Annotated in this window: 11 protein-coding genes; 2 read left to right on the forward strand and 9 right to left on the reverse strand. The window is 61.8% G+C overall.

Going from position 1 to position 13,957, the window contains the following annotated elements:
• The 3 genes from rodA to RFER_RS17075 form a co-directional block, all read right to left on the reverse strand.
• Complete coding sequence (rodA, locus tag RFER_RS17065) at positions 1-1,155, reverse strand: rod shape-determining protein RodA (RefSeq protein ID WP_011465643.1); 1,155 nt, start codon at positions 1,153-1,155, stop codon at positions 1-3.
• A 22-nt stretch (positions 1,156-1,177) separates the two neighbouring features.
• Positions 1,178-2,971 carry a sensor histidine kinase gene (locus RFER_RS17070; protein WP_049765685.1) on the reverse strand — a complete coding sequence of 598 codons (1,794 nt, stop codon included), beginning with the start codon at positions 2,969-2,971 and terminating at the stop codon, positions 1,178-1,180.
• A gap of 113 nt (positions 2,972-3,084) precedes the next feature.
• The gene (locus tag RFER_RS17075; protein WP_011465645.1) at positions 3,085-3,873 is read right to left on the reverse strand and encodes a response regulator transcription factor; all 789 of its coding nucleotides are present in this window, start codon (positions 3,871-3,873) and stop codon (positions 3,085-3,087) included.
• Positions 3,874-3,998: 125 nt separating this feature from the next.
• Here RFER_RS17075 and RFER_RS23095 point away from each other — a divergent pair, with 125 nt between their 5' ends.
• Together RFER_RS23095 and RFER_RS17085 are read left to right on the forward strand one after the other, a co-directional pair.
• Positions 3,999-6,362: a hypothetical protein gene (locus tag RFER_RS23095; protein WP_011465646.1), complete on the forward strand. Its 2,364-nt coding sequence runs from the start codon at positions 3,999-4,001 to the stop codon at positions 6,360-6,362.
• 148 nt (positions 6,363-6,510) lie between these two features.
• Positions 6,511-7,113: a YqiA/YcfP family alpha/beta fold hydrolase gene (locus tag RFER_RS17085; protein ID WP_011465647.1), complete on the forward strand. Its 603-nt coding sequence runs from the start codon at positions 6,511-6,513 to the stop codon at positions 7,111-7,113.
• A gap of 34 nt (positions 7,114-7,147) precedes the next feature.
• Here the strand turns inward: RFER_RS17085 and RFER_RS17090 are convergent, their stop codons facing one another.
• The 6 genes from RFER_RS17090 to urtA all read right to left on the reverse strand — a co-directional run bounded on the left by RFER_RS17090 (position 7,148) and on the right by urtA (position 13,629).
• The gene (locus tag RFER_RS17090; RefSeq protein WP_011465648.1) at positions 7,148-7,978 is read right to left on the reverse strand and encodes an urease accessory protein UreD; all 831 of its coding nucleotides are present in this window, start codon (positions 7,976-7,978) and stop codon (positions 7,148-7,150) included.
• A 30-nt stretch (positions 7,979-8,008) separates the two neighbouring features.
• The gene (urtE, locus tag RFER_RS17095; protein WP_041792709.1) at positions 8,009-8,701 is read right to left on the reverse strand and encodes an urea ABC transporter ATP-binding subunit UrtE; all 693 of its coding nucleotides are present in this window, start codon (positions 8,699-8,701) and stop codon (positions 8,009-8,011) included.
• Positions 8,702-8,703: 2 nt separating this feature from the next.
• A complete protein-coding gene (gene urtD, locus RFER_RS17100; protein ID WP_011465650.1) occupies positions 8,704-9,579 on the reverse strand; it encodes an urea ABC transporter ATP-binding protein UrtD in 876 nt (291 codons plus the stop codon).
• A complete protein-coding gene (gene urtC, locus RFER_RS17105) occupies positions 9,576-10,679 on the reverse strand; it encodes an urea ABC transporter permease subunit UrtC (protein WP_011465651.1) in 1,104 nt (367 codons plus the stop codon). Before urtC ends, urtD begins: the two co-directional genes overlap by 4 nt.
• 4 nt (positions 10,680-10,683) lie before the next feature.
• Positions 10,684-12,264, reverse strand: coding sequence for an urea ABC transporter permease subunit UrtB (gene urtB, locus RFER_RS17110; RefSeq protein ID WP_011465652.1), 1,581 nt, complete (start codon positions 12,262-12,264; stop codon positions 10,684-10,686).
• Between the two features lie 105 nt (positions 12,265-12,369).
• Positions 12,370-13,629, reverse strand: coding sequence for an urea ABC transporter substrate-binding protein (gene urtA, locus RFER_RS17115; protein ID WP_011465653.1), 1,260 nt, complete (start codon positions 13,627-13,629; stop codon positions 12,370-12,372).
• Positions 13,630-13,957: the final 328 nt, after the last annotated feature.

The following is a 13,957-nucleotide window of genomic DNA, read 5'->3' on the forward strand; positions in this document are numbered from 1 at the left end:
TTACGACTGCACCAGCCGCTTGGACTTGGCAATTGACATCAATATCCCCAGCGCCATGCCCAGCGTGACCATGGCCGTGCCGCCGTAGCTGATAAAGGGCAGCGGCACCCCCACCACCGGCACAATGCCGCTCACCATGCCCATGTTGACAAAGGCGTAGGTAAAGACGATCAGCGTGAGGCTGCCCGCCAGCAAGCGGGAAAACAGCGTGGGTGCTTCCAGGGCAATGACCAGGCCGCGCAGGATCAAGAACACAAAGCCGGTAATCAGCAGCAAATTGCCAATCAGCCCGAATTCTTCAGAAAATGAAGCAAAGATGAAGTCGGTGGTGCGCTCGGGGATAAATTCAAGATGCGTTTGCGTGCCCTGCATAAAACCTTTGCCCCAGAAGCCGCCCGAGCCAATCGCAATCATGCCCTGGATGATGTGAAAGCCCTTGCCCAGCGGGTCGCGCGACGGGTCCAGCAGGGTGCAGATGCGCTGCTGCTGGTAGTCGTGCAGCACCGGCCAGCGCACCCCGTCGGCACACAGCTGCGGCTCAAAGCCCACGACCAGCGCCACCCCCACCAGACCCAGCAGCACGGGCGGCAGAATCCACTTCCAGGACAGACCGGCGAAAAAAATGACCGACATGCCCGCCGACAACACCAGGATGGCGGTCCCCAAGTCCGGCTGCCTGACGATCAGGCCGATCGGCAGCGCCAGCAGCACCCCCGCCACCGCAAAGTCCAGCGGACGCAACTGCCCTTCGCGTTTCTGGAACCACCAGGCGAGCGTCAAAGGCACGGCGATCTTGAGAATTTCGCTGGGCTGGATGGTGATGCCCACATCAAGCCAGCGCCGGGCGCCTTTTTTGGTGACACCAAAGATGGCCACCGCAATCAGCAGGGTGACCCCCAGCACATACAGCGGCAACGCCAGCGCCATCAGCCGCTGCGTCGGAATCTGCGCCACCACAAACATGATGAAGCCCGCCAGCAACATATTGCGGCCATGGTCCTCAAAGCGCGTGCCGTGGTCGTAGCCCGAGGAGTACATCGTCAGCAAGCCGGCACAGGCGAGCATGAACACGGCAAATGCCAGCGGGCCGTCAAAGCCGCGAAACCAGGGCGTGATGCGCCGCCAGGGGTGAATTTTTCCAAATTGTTGCGCCATGCGTGGATTATCCCGCGACTGATCAATTCAGCTCGATTTCCACCACGGTATTTCCCGGAACGCTGGTGATCAGCAGGCTCGCGGCGATGGCGGCGGCCCGCTCGCGCAGCGAGCTCAGGCCCCGGCGCTTCACGCGCTCGGGCTCGAAGCCGCAGCCGTTGTCAATCACCCGCAACTGCGCGCCACCCTGCGCTGTGCTGCGCAACTCGATGCGCAACCGAGTGGCGTGCGCATGCTGCAGCACATTGGATAGCGACTCAAAAACCATGTACTGCAGCTGTCGCATGGCCGCGTGATCGAGCCGGGCCAGCGGCAAAATCAGGTCCACATCCCATTGCAGCTCGATGTCGGACGCTTTAAAGCGCGGCTCCAGCCGGTAGCGCAGGTTGGCCAGCAAGGCCGTGATGTCACCCGGCGAGAGGTTCATCGCGTCAATCGACAGCTTGAGCTGGTCCAGCGAGTCGCGTAGCGTCTGCAGCACCTCCGCATGGCTGGCCTGTCCGGATTCCATCTGGCGGATGGCCGTGCTGATGTGGGCGCCCACGCCATCGTGCATGTCACGCAAAATACGCGTGCGTTCGGCGGCACGCTCCTGCTCGCGGGCGAGCTGCTCCACGCGCCGGTAGCTCTGCGCCAGCTCCTGCTCCTTTTGCGCCACGCGCGCCGCCAGATTGGCGTTGAGGTCGCGCGCCTGCGCGCTGGCCACGCGAAAGCGCATGATCACGATGTAGAGCAGCGCCAGGCCGAACAGCACCGAGCTGTACCGCAGCAAGGTGTTGCCGCCGTAGACCTGGCTAATGCGAAAAACATACAGGTCGCGCAAGCCCACCAGCGTGTTCCACAACACCGCGGCCGCCACGATCTTGTGCGGCAGCGAGGCACCGCGCGCCGCCTTCCAGATGAACGTCGCGACGAAGATCAGAGAGGTGAGTCCCAAGGCCGCGTACAAAAGCGTCATCGCGAGCGGATAGCCATACACCAGCGAGGTCGTGCCAGCGGCAAAACTCGCCATCAACAACACCGCCAGCCAGCAGCGCAGCCAGCCGACTGCCCGCAGACGGCTCCAGCCGGCCACCTCGGCGCAAAACAATATCATGCTGCCCACCCACACCGTCGACGCCGCCAGTACCACCATGCCCCACCACGGCCAGAGAAAAGGTGGGTGTTCGATGATGGCGTCGCTGACGGCGACCGTCCAGCACAATTCGGCCACACCCGCGTACAGGTACAGCGGGTCGCGCCGGGGACGTCCCGGCCCGGCGGCATCGACCTGGGTCGCCCACAAGACGAACGCCGCCAGACCGATCAGCAGGCTGACGATGACCACGATGAACGAGCCCGTGCTGCGCCAGCGGTAGTCGTGCAGGTAGAGCGGATAGACCTCCTCGTCCGGCCCCAGGGTCAGCGGGGCCAGACCGCCACGGCGGCCCACATCGGCCCGGATCTGCACACGAAAAAGGTTGTGGGTGCGCAGCAGGCCGGGCGAAATCAAGATATGGCGCGGCGCCTTGGCAAAGTCCGGGCCGTTGTCATGCAGCAAGTCGCCGTTTTGCTGCAGCAGGATGCCGTTGAGCCAGATTTCATAGGCATTGCCGAGCCGGGGCAGGTACAGGCCGAAGGGCACCGTCGGCACCTCTGCCAGCTCGAACGGCAGCTCAAAAGTCGCCTCGCCGGCCAAACCCACGTGATGGCGGTCCCAATGGTAGGGCAGGCTGACCGTCTCGCGCGTGGTCTGACCCTGCACCGTCACCAGCGCCTGCGCCTGGCGCAACTCCAGCGTCAGGGCCTGCGCCGACAAGGCCAGACCGGCAAGCACCAGCGCGCAACAGCAAAGAAGCAAACGTTTTAAAAGGCAGCAATGCGTCATGGAGCAGCGCATCTTAGCGAAGCTTTATGCGCCGCATCAAACGCCCGCTCCCATGCCCCGGTTCAGTCATGCGGCGACAGCAAACCCATGCGCGTGGCTTCAAACACCGCCTCGCTTTTGGAGTGCACGGACAATTTTCCATACAGGTTCTTGATATGCGTCTGCACGGTGTGAACACTCAAGCCCTGCAAACGGGCAATTTCCGTATACGAAAAGCCGCGGGCGATCAAGGCCAGAACTTCCTGTTCGCGTGGCGACAGCAGGCCGCGCTGCGACTTCGCCTCACCGTCCTCAGTCGCTTCGCTTTTTATAGCTATAGACGATGATAGGACGGGGGCTAGCACCCTATTGTTCTCTCGACGATCAGACTGGTACTTGGACAGCACGCGGCGCGCGATCATGGGAGAAATGGGAGAGGCGCCGGCCCGCATGTCCAAAATCGTCTGCGCAATGTCGTCGGGCGTCGAATCCTTGTGGATGTAGCCCAGCGCGCCGGCCTCGATGCTGGCCAGCACGTTGTCTTCATCACCAAACATCGAGATCACCAGCGGCTCACAGGCGGGGTTCAGCCGCGTCGCATGGCGGATCACCTCCAGCCCGCTGCCATCGGGCAGGCCCAGATCGGTGAGCAGCACATCGACCGTGTTCGCGCTGTCATCCAGCCAGGCCTTGGCCTCGGCCACCGTGCCCACGCTGGCAGCCAGCAGCAGTTCGGCGCAGCGCGACACGCTGCCCGAAAAAAAATCCCGCGTCTGCGGATCATCCTCAACCACCAGTACACGCCACACTTGCTTTGCCTTGCTGTTGTCAAATCTACCGCGAGCATAGCGGTAGCTGTCTGCCTTGACCATGCCGGTTCATCCCATGGATATGGGATTGCCCGGCACCATCCGCTCGATAACATCCATGACGCAGATCAAGAAATTCAGAACCCGTTTCTGAATCGCCTGCTTCCCAAACACTTCAAGAGGTTTTTATGAACATTACGCTTAAACGACTTGCGCTTGGTATCACCAGCGCCGGCCTGTTGACGATTTACGGCTGTGGCGGCGGCGGTGGCGGCACCAGTACGCCGGCGCCAATCATCCCTGCGGCCACCACCACCGACGTGCCCGTCACCGTGGTCGACGGGCCCATCAAAAACGCAACCGTCTGCCTGGACAAAAACAGCAACGGGGTCTGCGACAGCGGCGAACCTTTCGCCAAGACGGATGCCACCGGCAAGGTCACGCTCACGGTGGACCTGGCCGATGCCGGCAAGTACCCGGTCATTGCCGTCGTCGGTACCGACGCGATTGACGCCGACACCGGCGCCGTGCCCGTGCCCTTCACCATGTCGGCTCCGGCAGACAGTGTCGGCGTGGTGAGCCCGCTGACCACACTGGTGCAACAGACGGTTGCCAGCACCGGTGCCAGCACCGCTGATGCGGCCGCGGCGGTGCAAGCCGCCACCGGTATTACCGTTTCGCTGTTTCAGGACTTCACGAAAGTGGCGGCACCGACCGACGGCAGCATCAGCGCCGCCACGGTGGCGCGCATGGTGGTGGTGACCACCCAGCAGCAGGCCACGGCCATCGGCGGCACGGTGCTGGGTTCGACGACGGTCGATGGCGCCACCATCACGCAAGCCGATATCGACAAGGCCATCCAGAAGAAACTGCTGGAACTGTTGCCCGCGCTGGTGAGCGCCATGAGCGACCCCGCGGTGCAGGCCGCAAGCACGCCCGCGGACAAAGAGGCGGCATTGCTGGCAGCGGCTCAAACGCTCGTGACCAATTCGGGCTTGACACCAGCCTCGATGGCCACGGTCGTGGCCATCAATACCCAGACCTCGTCAACCACGCCCGTCGCATCGGCCCCTGCCGCGGCGGGATTCAGCCTGGTTAACTTCAACTTCATCGATGCGTCGAATGTCTTCGCCCGCGTGTTCAGTGGCTCACTGCTCCAAAATACGCCGGACGCCAACAACAACGTCAAGTACGTCGAACGGCGCTATCGCAGCAACGCTAGCACCCTGGCCAAGTGGGGCGCCGGCGGCGATCCATGGCGTCAAGCGGACCTGCACTGGAACGGCAGCGCCTGGACCAACTGCCCCCTCAATTTTGAGAACACCTCGGGCGTACGCGACGCGCTGGGCAACAGCACGTACAACTACTGCGACAGCTATGAGACCGGCAAGACCAATCGCGCCACATTCGACATTGCCGGCAAGGCCATGAAGGATGTCTACGCCCAGGCACGCGCGGCGGGCTACACCAACCTGCGGATTGCGGACCCCACCTTGCTGGGAACGGCCACCTTCCCGACCGGCTCGTCGTTGTTTTATCAAACCGGGACCCCGCTGACCACGGCGTTTGCTTACTACCCGGGCAGCAGCAGCCTGGTGACGCAGTACAGCTCGGCAGTCTCGGCCGGGGGTACGGCCAGCACGCAGGCAGCCGGGGTGGGCTGTAACTCGACCGAATTCAAGACCACCAACGGCGCCAACAGCACCACCCTGGAAGGCTTGATCGGCGCCATGACGGGCACGCCGTGCGTCTTCACTCAGGGCAAATTCACCTACAACTCAATCCTGTACACCAGCCCCGACACCAGCGATGAGGCATGGGGCAACAGCACCGTGGGCATCGGCACCCTCGGCACGGCACCGGTCGGTACCGGCACCGCACCTGGTTTCTACAGCGGCAACACCAAACTGCGCGCGGCCTTCAAGGGCACCGGCACCAACCCGGTCACTTACTACGCGTGCAAAGAGCGCTTCAACAACGGTTCGACGCGCAACTGCACGGTGATCGGCACCGGCTCGTACACCATTGCAACTTTGGGCGACGCCCGGGTGCTGACGCTCAACAACGCGCCGACACAGGCATCGCCGTTGACCTTCACAAAAGTGTTTGTGGAGCGCGCCGGCAAGGTCTATTCGGGCTATCAGAACAAGCCTGTCGTGAGCAACAGCGCCCGCCTGAACACCGTTGCTGCCACCGCACTGCTGACACAACTGGGCTTGACGATCGACGACGATCCGTCAGTGCCGTTGACCCTGACAGCCGCGTCCTACCAAGGCACCTGGGACATTCGTGACCCGGCGCAAACGACGGGTGGCATGACCGTTTTCATCAACGCCAACGGCAGCGTTGCATGCCAGGACCCCACGACCTTGTCGTTCTTCGCGTGCTCGGCGACGTTCACGAATCCATCCACCGGTGCGTTCACTTTCACCGACAACGTCAGCAGCACCGCCAGCGGCAACTTCAATTTCCTGGCGGGTACCGGCAGCGGCACTTACAGCGATCCGACATCCACGCCGACGACTGGCAGCTTCGTGGCGCAACGCCGTTGAACGTGGGAGGTAGCTGCGCCTGGTTGGCCTTGACTGGCAACTAGCCGAGCTCTCCCGCTGCAAAGTTCTCGAACCTTTGCAGCATTTTTTGAGTGCCCCGCGCGCCACCCGGCCCGCGGGGCTTTTTTTCGCCTCTATCATCCGGTTCATGTCCACGCCCCAGCCCACACCCGTCACCCACCTGCTTTACCTGCACGGCTTTCGCTCCTCACCACAATCGGCAAAAGCCCGCATCCTGGCGCAGCACATGGCCAGCCACCAGCCCGACGTGCACTGGTGGTGCCCGCAGTTACCGCCTTCACCGCGTGAAGCCATGGCCCTGCTGCTGCAAGGCAGCGCCGACTGGCCGCGCGAATCGATGGCGGTGGTGGGCTCCTCGCTGGGCGGCTTTTATGCCACCTGGGTGGCAGAGCAAACCGGCTGCAAGGCCGTGCTGCTGAACCCGGCGGTCAACCCGGCACGTGACCTGGAAAAATACATTGGTGAGCAGACCTGCTGGCAAGATCCCCAAGAGCGCTTCTTCTTCCAGCCTGAGTTTGTGCAGGAGTTGCGTGACCTGGCATGCGCGTCCCTGACGCGACCTGAACGTTATCTGGCCGTCATTGCCAAGGGAGATGAACTGCTGGATTGGCGCGAGTCTCATGCCCGCTACGCGGGGGCCCAGCTCCGCCTGCTTGAAGGCAGCGACCACGGCATCACTGACTTTGACCAGCAACTGCCTGCCGTGATGGCGTTTTTGGGGCTGAACTAGCCGCCTTCAGTCCTTGCATTGCGGTCTGCGGCGTTCACATGGCCCAAATTCTGGGTTGCACCGCTGCTTGATTCCACAACACCTGGCGCCAGACTGCCCAGACTTTTTTGAGCAAGTCCATCGCCATCTCCACTTGCGGCGCCAGGACACGCAGCACCACAACCCGAGGGTTCGGACAGGTCACACCGGCGCTGGATTGAAGCGCGTGCGCCTGCAAGATCTGCCGCGCGCCATCGAGCGCCAAGTCGCGGCGGGGACGCTCAAGCGCACTCCCGGTGACAAAAAAGAGGGACGCCATGCAACGCTGCCCAGCCAGGCCCAGCGGACTGCCAAGCAGGCGCGTGTCCGCTGCATCAATAACACCCCGTTCCAGCCAGACGCCAGGCAGCTCAATGTGCTGGCAAAAACGCCCGCGTACAAAGGGGAGGCCCGCATGCGGCAGTCCCAGCGCCGTCACATCCCAGGCGATTAACTCGGCGCCGGGCGCGAGTTCAAAACTCAAATGGTTTTCTGCCTGGCAACCGCTGTACAAAATCGCTTCCAGCGGCAGCCATTCCATGCGCGCAAGCGCCTCCAGGCGCAACCGGGTTCGCTGCACGGCAGGCTCACCGGATGAGCGGTAAAACCGCGTGGCGCCCGGTGTGGTGATGAGCGCGTGCGCGCCAGCGCCAACCGCGATTTGAATGTCCAGTGTGTCGCCCCCCACCAGCCCGCCAGGTGGGTGAACCAGCACATTGTGGCAAGTGCCATCACCTTGCGGGTACAGGCTTTTCAGCACCCGCAACGGACCATCATGGACGTGACGCAGCACGCTGCGTTCAGACTCCAAGCGGTAGTCAAGAGAGAGCGTGGCGTGCCAAGTCATGGCGTGATCCTAACTGGCCGCCGCAGGCGCTTAAATGGCAACCAACTGCCGCACGCCGTCAATTTCCATATTCGGGCCTTTGCCCCGGGCCAGCACGGCGCCGCGCTCCATCACCACATAGTCATCGGCCAGCGCCTGGGCAAAGTCGTAGTACTGCTCCACCAGCACGATCGCCATGTCGCCCCGGTCCGCCAGCATGCGGATCACGCGCCCGATGTCCTTGATGATGCTGGGCTGGATGCCTTCGGTCGGTTCGTCCAGAATCAGCAGCTTCGGGCTGGCCGCCAGCGCCCGGGCAATGGCCAGTTGCTGCTGCTGCCCGCCTGACAAATCGCCGCCGCGGCGCTGCAACATCTGCTTGAGCACCGGGAACAGGTCAAACAGCTCGGGTGGAATCGGCGTGTTGGCGGGTTTGTAGGCCAGACCCATGCGCAGGTTTTCTTCCACCGTGAGCCGTGCAAAGATTTCTCGCCCCTGCGGCACGAAACCGATACCGGCGCGGGCGCGCTCGTAGGGTGTGGCGCTGTGAATCGGTTGGCCATCCAACTCGATGCTGCCGGTCTTGATAGCCACCAGGCCCATCAGACTCTTGAGCAGCGTGGTCTTGCCGACCCCGTTGCGGCCCAGAATGACGGTGACTTGTCCGCGCGTGGCTTGCAGGCTCACATCACGCAGGATGTGCGAGCCGCCGTAGTATTGGTTGATGTTTTTGACGTTCAGCATGCTCATCTGCCCAAATAGACTTCGATCACCCGCTCATCCGCCTGCACCTGCGCCAGCGTGCCCTGCGCCAGCACCGCGCCCTCGCAGAGCACGGTGACGATGTCGGAGATGGTGTTGATGAAGCTCATGTCGTGCTCCACCACCATCAGCGAGTGCTTGCCTTTGAGGCTCAAAAACAGCTCGGCGGTGCGCTCGGCCTCAATGTCCGTCATGCCGGCCACCGGCTCATCGAGCAGCAGCAGCTTGGGGTCTTGCATCAGCAGCATGCCAATCTCCAGCCACTGTTTTTGGCCGTGGCTCAAAGTGCCCGCCTGGGCGCTCGCGTTGCCGGTCAGGTGAATGGTGTGCAGGACCTCAAGCAGGCGATCTGACTGCGTGGAGTCCAGGCGGAAGAACAGAGAGGCGGTCACCGCCTTGTCGGTCTTGAGGGCCAGCTCCAGGTTCTCGAACACCGTGAGTTGCTCAAACACCGTGGGCTTCTGGAACTTGCGCCCGATGCCCAACTGTGCAATCTCAGGCTCGGTGTAGCGCAGCAAATCAATCGTGCTGCCGAAGTAAACCCGGCCCTCGTCAGGCCGCGTTTTGCCGGTGATGATGTCCATCATCGTGGTCTTGCCCGCGCCGTTCGGCCCGATGATGCAGCGCAACTCGCCCGGCGCAATGTCGAGCGAAAGCTTGTTGATGGCCTTGAAGCCGTCAAAACTCACACTCACGTCTTCCAGGTAGAGGATGCGGCCGTGGGTCACATCCACTTCACCCGGCGTGGCAAGGCGCGAGAAGCCGGCGGCGCGGCCACCGGATTCGGTCTTGCCGTGCCCGGTCTTCAGTGCGTGCGCCCTGGCCCGGCGGGCGCCCTCCTCCAGCAGATCAGGCGTCATGCTTTGTTCCCCTTCAGCTTTCTGATCAGGCCCACCACGCCATCCGGCAAGAACAGCGTCACACCAATAAACAAGGCGCCCAAAAAGTACAGCCAGAACTCGGGGTAGGCCACCGTCAGCCAGCTCTTGGCACCGTTGACGATAAAGGCGCCGACGATCGGGCCAATCAGCGAAGCGCGGCCACCGACTGCGGCCCAGATCGCAATCTCGATCGAATTGGCCGGGCTCATCTCGCTCGGGTTGATGATGCCCACTTGCGGCACATACAGGGCGCCGGCCACGCCGCACATCATGGCCGAGATGGTCCAGATGGTGAGCTTGTAGCCCAGGGGCGAGTAGCCCGAGAACATGACGCGCGTCTCGGCATCGCGCACCGCCTGCAGCACGCGGCCAAACTTGGCGGCCACCAGCCAGCGCGCCAGCAGAAAGAAACCCAGCAAGATCACGCCCGTCAGCACAAAGAGCAGCATGCGCATGCCCGGCGTGGCAATCGGAATGCCCAGAATCCGCTTGAAGTCGGTGAAGCCATTGTTGCCACCAAAGCCGGTCTCGTTGCGAAAGAACAGCAGCATGGCGGCAAAGGTCATGGCCTGGGTGATGATGGAAAAGTACACACCCTTGATGCGCGAGCGAAAGGCAAAGTAGCCGAACACAAACGCCACCAGCCCCGGCACCGCCAGCACCAGGAACAGCGTGGCGATAAAGCTGTCGCTGAAAGTCCAGTGCCAGGGCAGCGTCTTCCAGTCCAGGAACACCATGAAGTCGGGCAGATTACTTTTGTAGTTGCCCTCAAGACCAATCTGGCGCATCAGGTACATGCCCATGGCGTAGCCCCCCAGCGCGAAGAACACGCCGTGGCCCAGGCTCAGGATTCCGGTGTAGCCCCAGATCAGGTCCATGGCCAGCGCGCAGATGGCGTAGCACATGATCTTGCCCACCAGGGCCACGGCATAGTCGCTCAGGTGAAACAGGCTGTCTTTGGGCACCAGCAGATTGAGCGCGGGCGCCACGGCGCAGACCACGATCAAGGCGACGATGAAGGCGGACCAGCCAGTGCGGGTTAGCAAGGGCGCGGGAAGTTGGATAGATGTCGTCGTCATGATCTCAAGCCTCTGCCGAGCGGCCCTTCATGGCAAAGATGCCTTGCGGACGTTTCTGGATGAAGATGATGATGAACACCAGCACCGCAATCTTGGCCAGCACGGCGCCGGTCCAGCCCTCCAGAAACTTGTTCAAAATCCCCAGGCCCATGGCGGCATACACGGTGCCGGCCAGCTGGCCCACGCCGCCCAGCACCACCACCATGAACGAGTCCACGATGTAGCCTTGCCCCAGGTCCGGCCCCACATTGCCGACCTGGCTTAGCGCACAACCGGCCAAGCCGGCAATGCCGGAACCCAGTGCAAAGGCGTAGGTGTCAATCCGCGCCGTGTTCACGCCCATGCAGGCGGCAATGGGCCGGTTTTGCGTCACGCCGCGCACGAACAGACCCAGCCGCGTTCTGCCGATCAACCACGCCACCGCCAACAACACAAAGACCGCAAAGCCGACGATCACCAGCCGATTGAAGGGCAGCGACAAGTTGCCCAGCACCTGCACGCCGCCGCTCATCCACGACGGGTTTTCCACCCCCACGTTTTGCGCGCCGAAAAAGCTGCGCACCAGCTGCTGCAACATCAAACTGATGCCCCAGGTGGCCAGCAGGGTTTCCAGCGGGCGGCCATACAAGAAGCGGATCACGCTGCGTTCCAGCGCCGCCCCCATCAGCGCCGAGGCCAGAAAGGCCACCGGCACCGAGGCCAACAGATACCAGTCAAAAGCGCCGGGCAGGTATTTTTGAAACAAGGCTTGCACCACGTAGGTGGCGTAAGCGCCAATCATCATCAGCTCGCCATGCGCCATGTTGATGACACCCATCAAGCCGTAGGTGATCGCCAGGCCGAGCGCCACCAGCAGCAAGATGCTGCCCAGGCTGATGCCGCTGAAGATGGCACCCAGCCTGTCGCCCCAGGCCAATGAAGCCTCGACTTGGCGCAGTGTGCTCTGCAAGGCCGACTTGACATCCGGTTCGGTCTCTTGCGCCAGGCGCGCCAGCAACACGGTTTTGGTGTTGGCCTGCGTGCTGGAGCTCAGCAGCTTGGCGGCTTCCAGGCGCTTGGCTTTGTCGGCACTGTTGAGCAAGGCTGCCGCACGCACCAGCCCAAGTTGCTCCTTGATCTGCGCGTTTTGCTCGGCTGCAAAAGCCTTTTCGATCAGCGGCAATTTGCTTTCGTCCGCATCGCTCTGCAACTGCTTGATGGCGGCGATGCGGGTCTTCTCGTCTTTGGAAAACAGCTTGAGCGCGGCCAGAGCGGAGTCCAGCTCGCCGCGCATGCGGTTGTTGTTCATCACGTCCTCAAACACGTCGGGCACAGGCACTTCAGCACCGCTCACCGGGTCATAGCCCTTGCCGTCTTTGATGACGAGCACTGCGTCAGCGGCCACTTTGACCGCGTCGTCTGACAGGGCCTGCAGAAAGGCCGCCGTTTTGTCGTCCGCCGTTGCCACCGCTTTGTTCAGGACCTCGATGCGCGCGTCGGCTTCACCGGATGCAATGGCTTTTGCCTCGTCAGCCGTTATGGAATGTGCGTTACAAGCTATTAAAAATATAGCGCATGCCGTCAATCGGATCAAATGGCCAAGCATTGACAGAGTCTCTCAGTAGGTTGTGTTTGTTCACATGAAGAGCCCGAGGTCAGGCCGCAAATCCTCACCTCGGGCTGTGTGACAGCGTCAAGACCTTTTTTTGACTTACTTCTTCACCGGCTCATCCGGCTTGCCCGCATTGCCTTCGATGTAGGGCGACCATGGCTTGGCTTTGACCGGGCCGGGGGTCTTCCAGACCACGTTGAACTGGCCGTCGGCCTTGACCTCGCCAATGAACACCGACTTGTGCAGGTGGTGGTTCTTCTCATCCATCTTGCTCACGATGCCGCTCGGCGCCTTGAAGGTCTGGCCCGCCATGGCGGCGATGACCTTGTCGACATCGGTGGACTTGGCTTTTTCAACCGCCTGCTTCCACATGTTGATGCCGATGTAAGTGGCTTCCATCGGGTCGTTGGTCAAAGGCTTGTCAGCGCCGGGCAGGTTCTTGGCCTTGGCATACGCAGTCCACTTCTTGATGAACTCGGTGTTGGTCGGATTCTTGATCGACATGAAGTAGTTCCAGGCCGCCAGGTGGCCCACCAGCGGTTTCGTGTCAACACCGCGCAGCTCTTCTTCACCCACGCTGAACGCAACCACCGGCACGTCTTTGGCCTTCAGGCCCGCGTTGCCGAGTTCTTTGTAGAACGGCACGTTGGAGTCACCGTTGATGGTGGACACCACGGCGGTCTTGCCACCAGCGGAGAACTTCTTAATGTCAGCCACGATGGTCTGGTAATCGGAGTGGCCAAACGGCGTGTACTTTTCGTCGATGTCGGTGTCTTTCACGCCCTTGGATTTCAGGTAGGCGCGCAAAATCTTGTTGGTGGTGCGGGGGTAGACATAGTCGGTGCCCAGCAAGACCCAACGCTTGGCCGCGCCGCCATCCTTGCTCATCAAATAGTCCACCGCAGGAATGGCCTGCTGGTTGGGCGCGGCACCGGTGTAGAACACGTTTTTGGACAGCTCTTCACCCTCGTACTGCACGGGGTAGAACAGCAGGCCGTTCATTTCTTCCAGCACCGGCAACACCGATTTGCGTGACACCGAAGTCCAGCAACCGAAGATGACGGCGACCTTGTCTTGCCCCAGCAACTGCTTGGTTTTTTCGGCAAACAGGGGCCAGTTGGAGGCGGGGTCCACCACCACGGGCTCCAGCTTCTTGCCCAGCACGCCCCCCTTGGCGTTGATCTCGTCAATCGCCATCAGCACGGTGTCTTTCAACACGGTTTCCGAAATGGCCATGGTGCCCGAGAGGCTGTGCAAAACGCCGACCTTGATGGTGTCGGCGGCAAAAGCTGGCAGGCTTGAGAGGGTGGTGAGGGCGACGGCAGCGGTGAGTGCCTTGAGAGTGAAACGACGTTGCATGTGTGCTTCTCCGGTTGATAAAAAAGAAACCATTTCGCTGCGCTGGGCCTGGGTTTGAAACAAGCTTTGCTTAACGATGGGGTGACTTTAGGGAAGCACGGGGGTTGTGGGAATACGCCGTGTGGCGTATGCCAGGAGCGGTGGGCGTTTTAGGATTGTCAGGGCTGACGTTTATCGCTGGTACGAGCCCGGATTGGCGAGCCAATTCGACACAAATCTGGCCCCTTATGCTTGCAAAGGCGCGTTGCGGGGGTTTGATCCCCCGAATTTGGATGCCGGAAACTCAAGATAAAGCGGCTAATATGCTCTCTTGTAGTTATGGGCCCCC

The sequence above is a fragment of the Rhodoferax ferrireducens T118 genome (genome assembly GCF_000013605.1).
In the GTDB taxonomy this organism is placed as follows: domain Bacteria; phylum Pseudomonadota; class Gammaproteobacteria; order Burkholderiales; family Burkholderiaceae_C; genus Rhodoferax; species Rhodoferax ferrireducens.

What these genes read in the sequence shown, in the direction of transcription:
- RFER_RS23095 (WP_011465646.1), top strand. Translation starts at nt 3,999, where the DNA reads ATGAACATTACGCTTAAACGACTTGCGCTTGGTATCACCAGCGCCGGC.
- rodA (WP_011465643.1), bottom strand. Translation starts at nt 1,155, where the DNA reads ATGGCGCAACAATTTGGAAAAATTCACCCCTGGCGGCGCATCACGCCC.
- urtD (WP_011465650.1), bottom strand. Translation starts at nt 9,579, where the DNA reads ATGACGCCTGATCTGCTGGAGGAGGGCGCCCGCCGGGCCAGGGCGCAC.
- urtA (WP_011465653.1), bottom strand. Translation starts at nt 13,629, where the DNA reads ATGCAACGTCGTTTCACTCTCAAGGCACTCACCGCTGCCGTCGCCCTC.
- RFER_RS17085 (WP_011465647.1), top strand. Translation starts at nt 6,511, where the DNA reads ATGTCCACGCCCCAGCCCACACCCGTCACCCACCTGCTTTACCTGCAC.
- urtB (WP_011465652.1), bottom strand. Translation starts at nt 12,264, where the DNA reads ATGCTTGGCCATTTGATCCGATTGACGGCATGCGCTATATTTTTAATA.
- RFER_RS17075 (WP_011465645.1), bottom strand. Translation starts at nt 3,873, where the DNA reads ATGGTCAAGGCAGACAGCTACCGCTATGCTCGCGGTAGATTTGACAAC.
- urtE (WP_041792709.1), bottom strand. Translation starts at nt 8,701, where the DNA reads ATGCTGAACGTCAAAAACATCAACCAATACTACGGCGGCTCGCACATC.
- RFER_RS17090 (WP_011465648.1), bottom strand. Translation starts at nt 7,978, where the DNA reads ATGACTTGGCACGCCACGCTCTCTCTTGACTACCGCTTGGAGTCTGAA.
- urtC (WP_011465651.1), bottom strand. Translation starts at nt 10,679, where the DNA reads ATGACGACGACATCTATCCAACTTCCCGCGCCCTTGCTAACCCGCACT.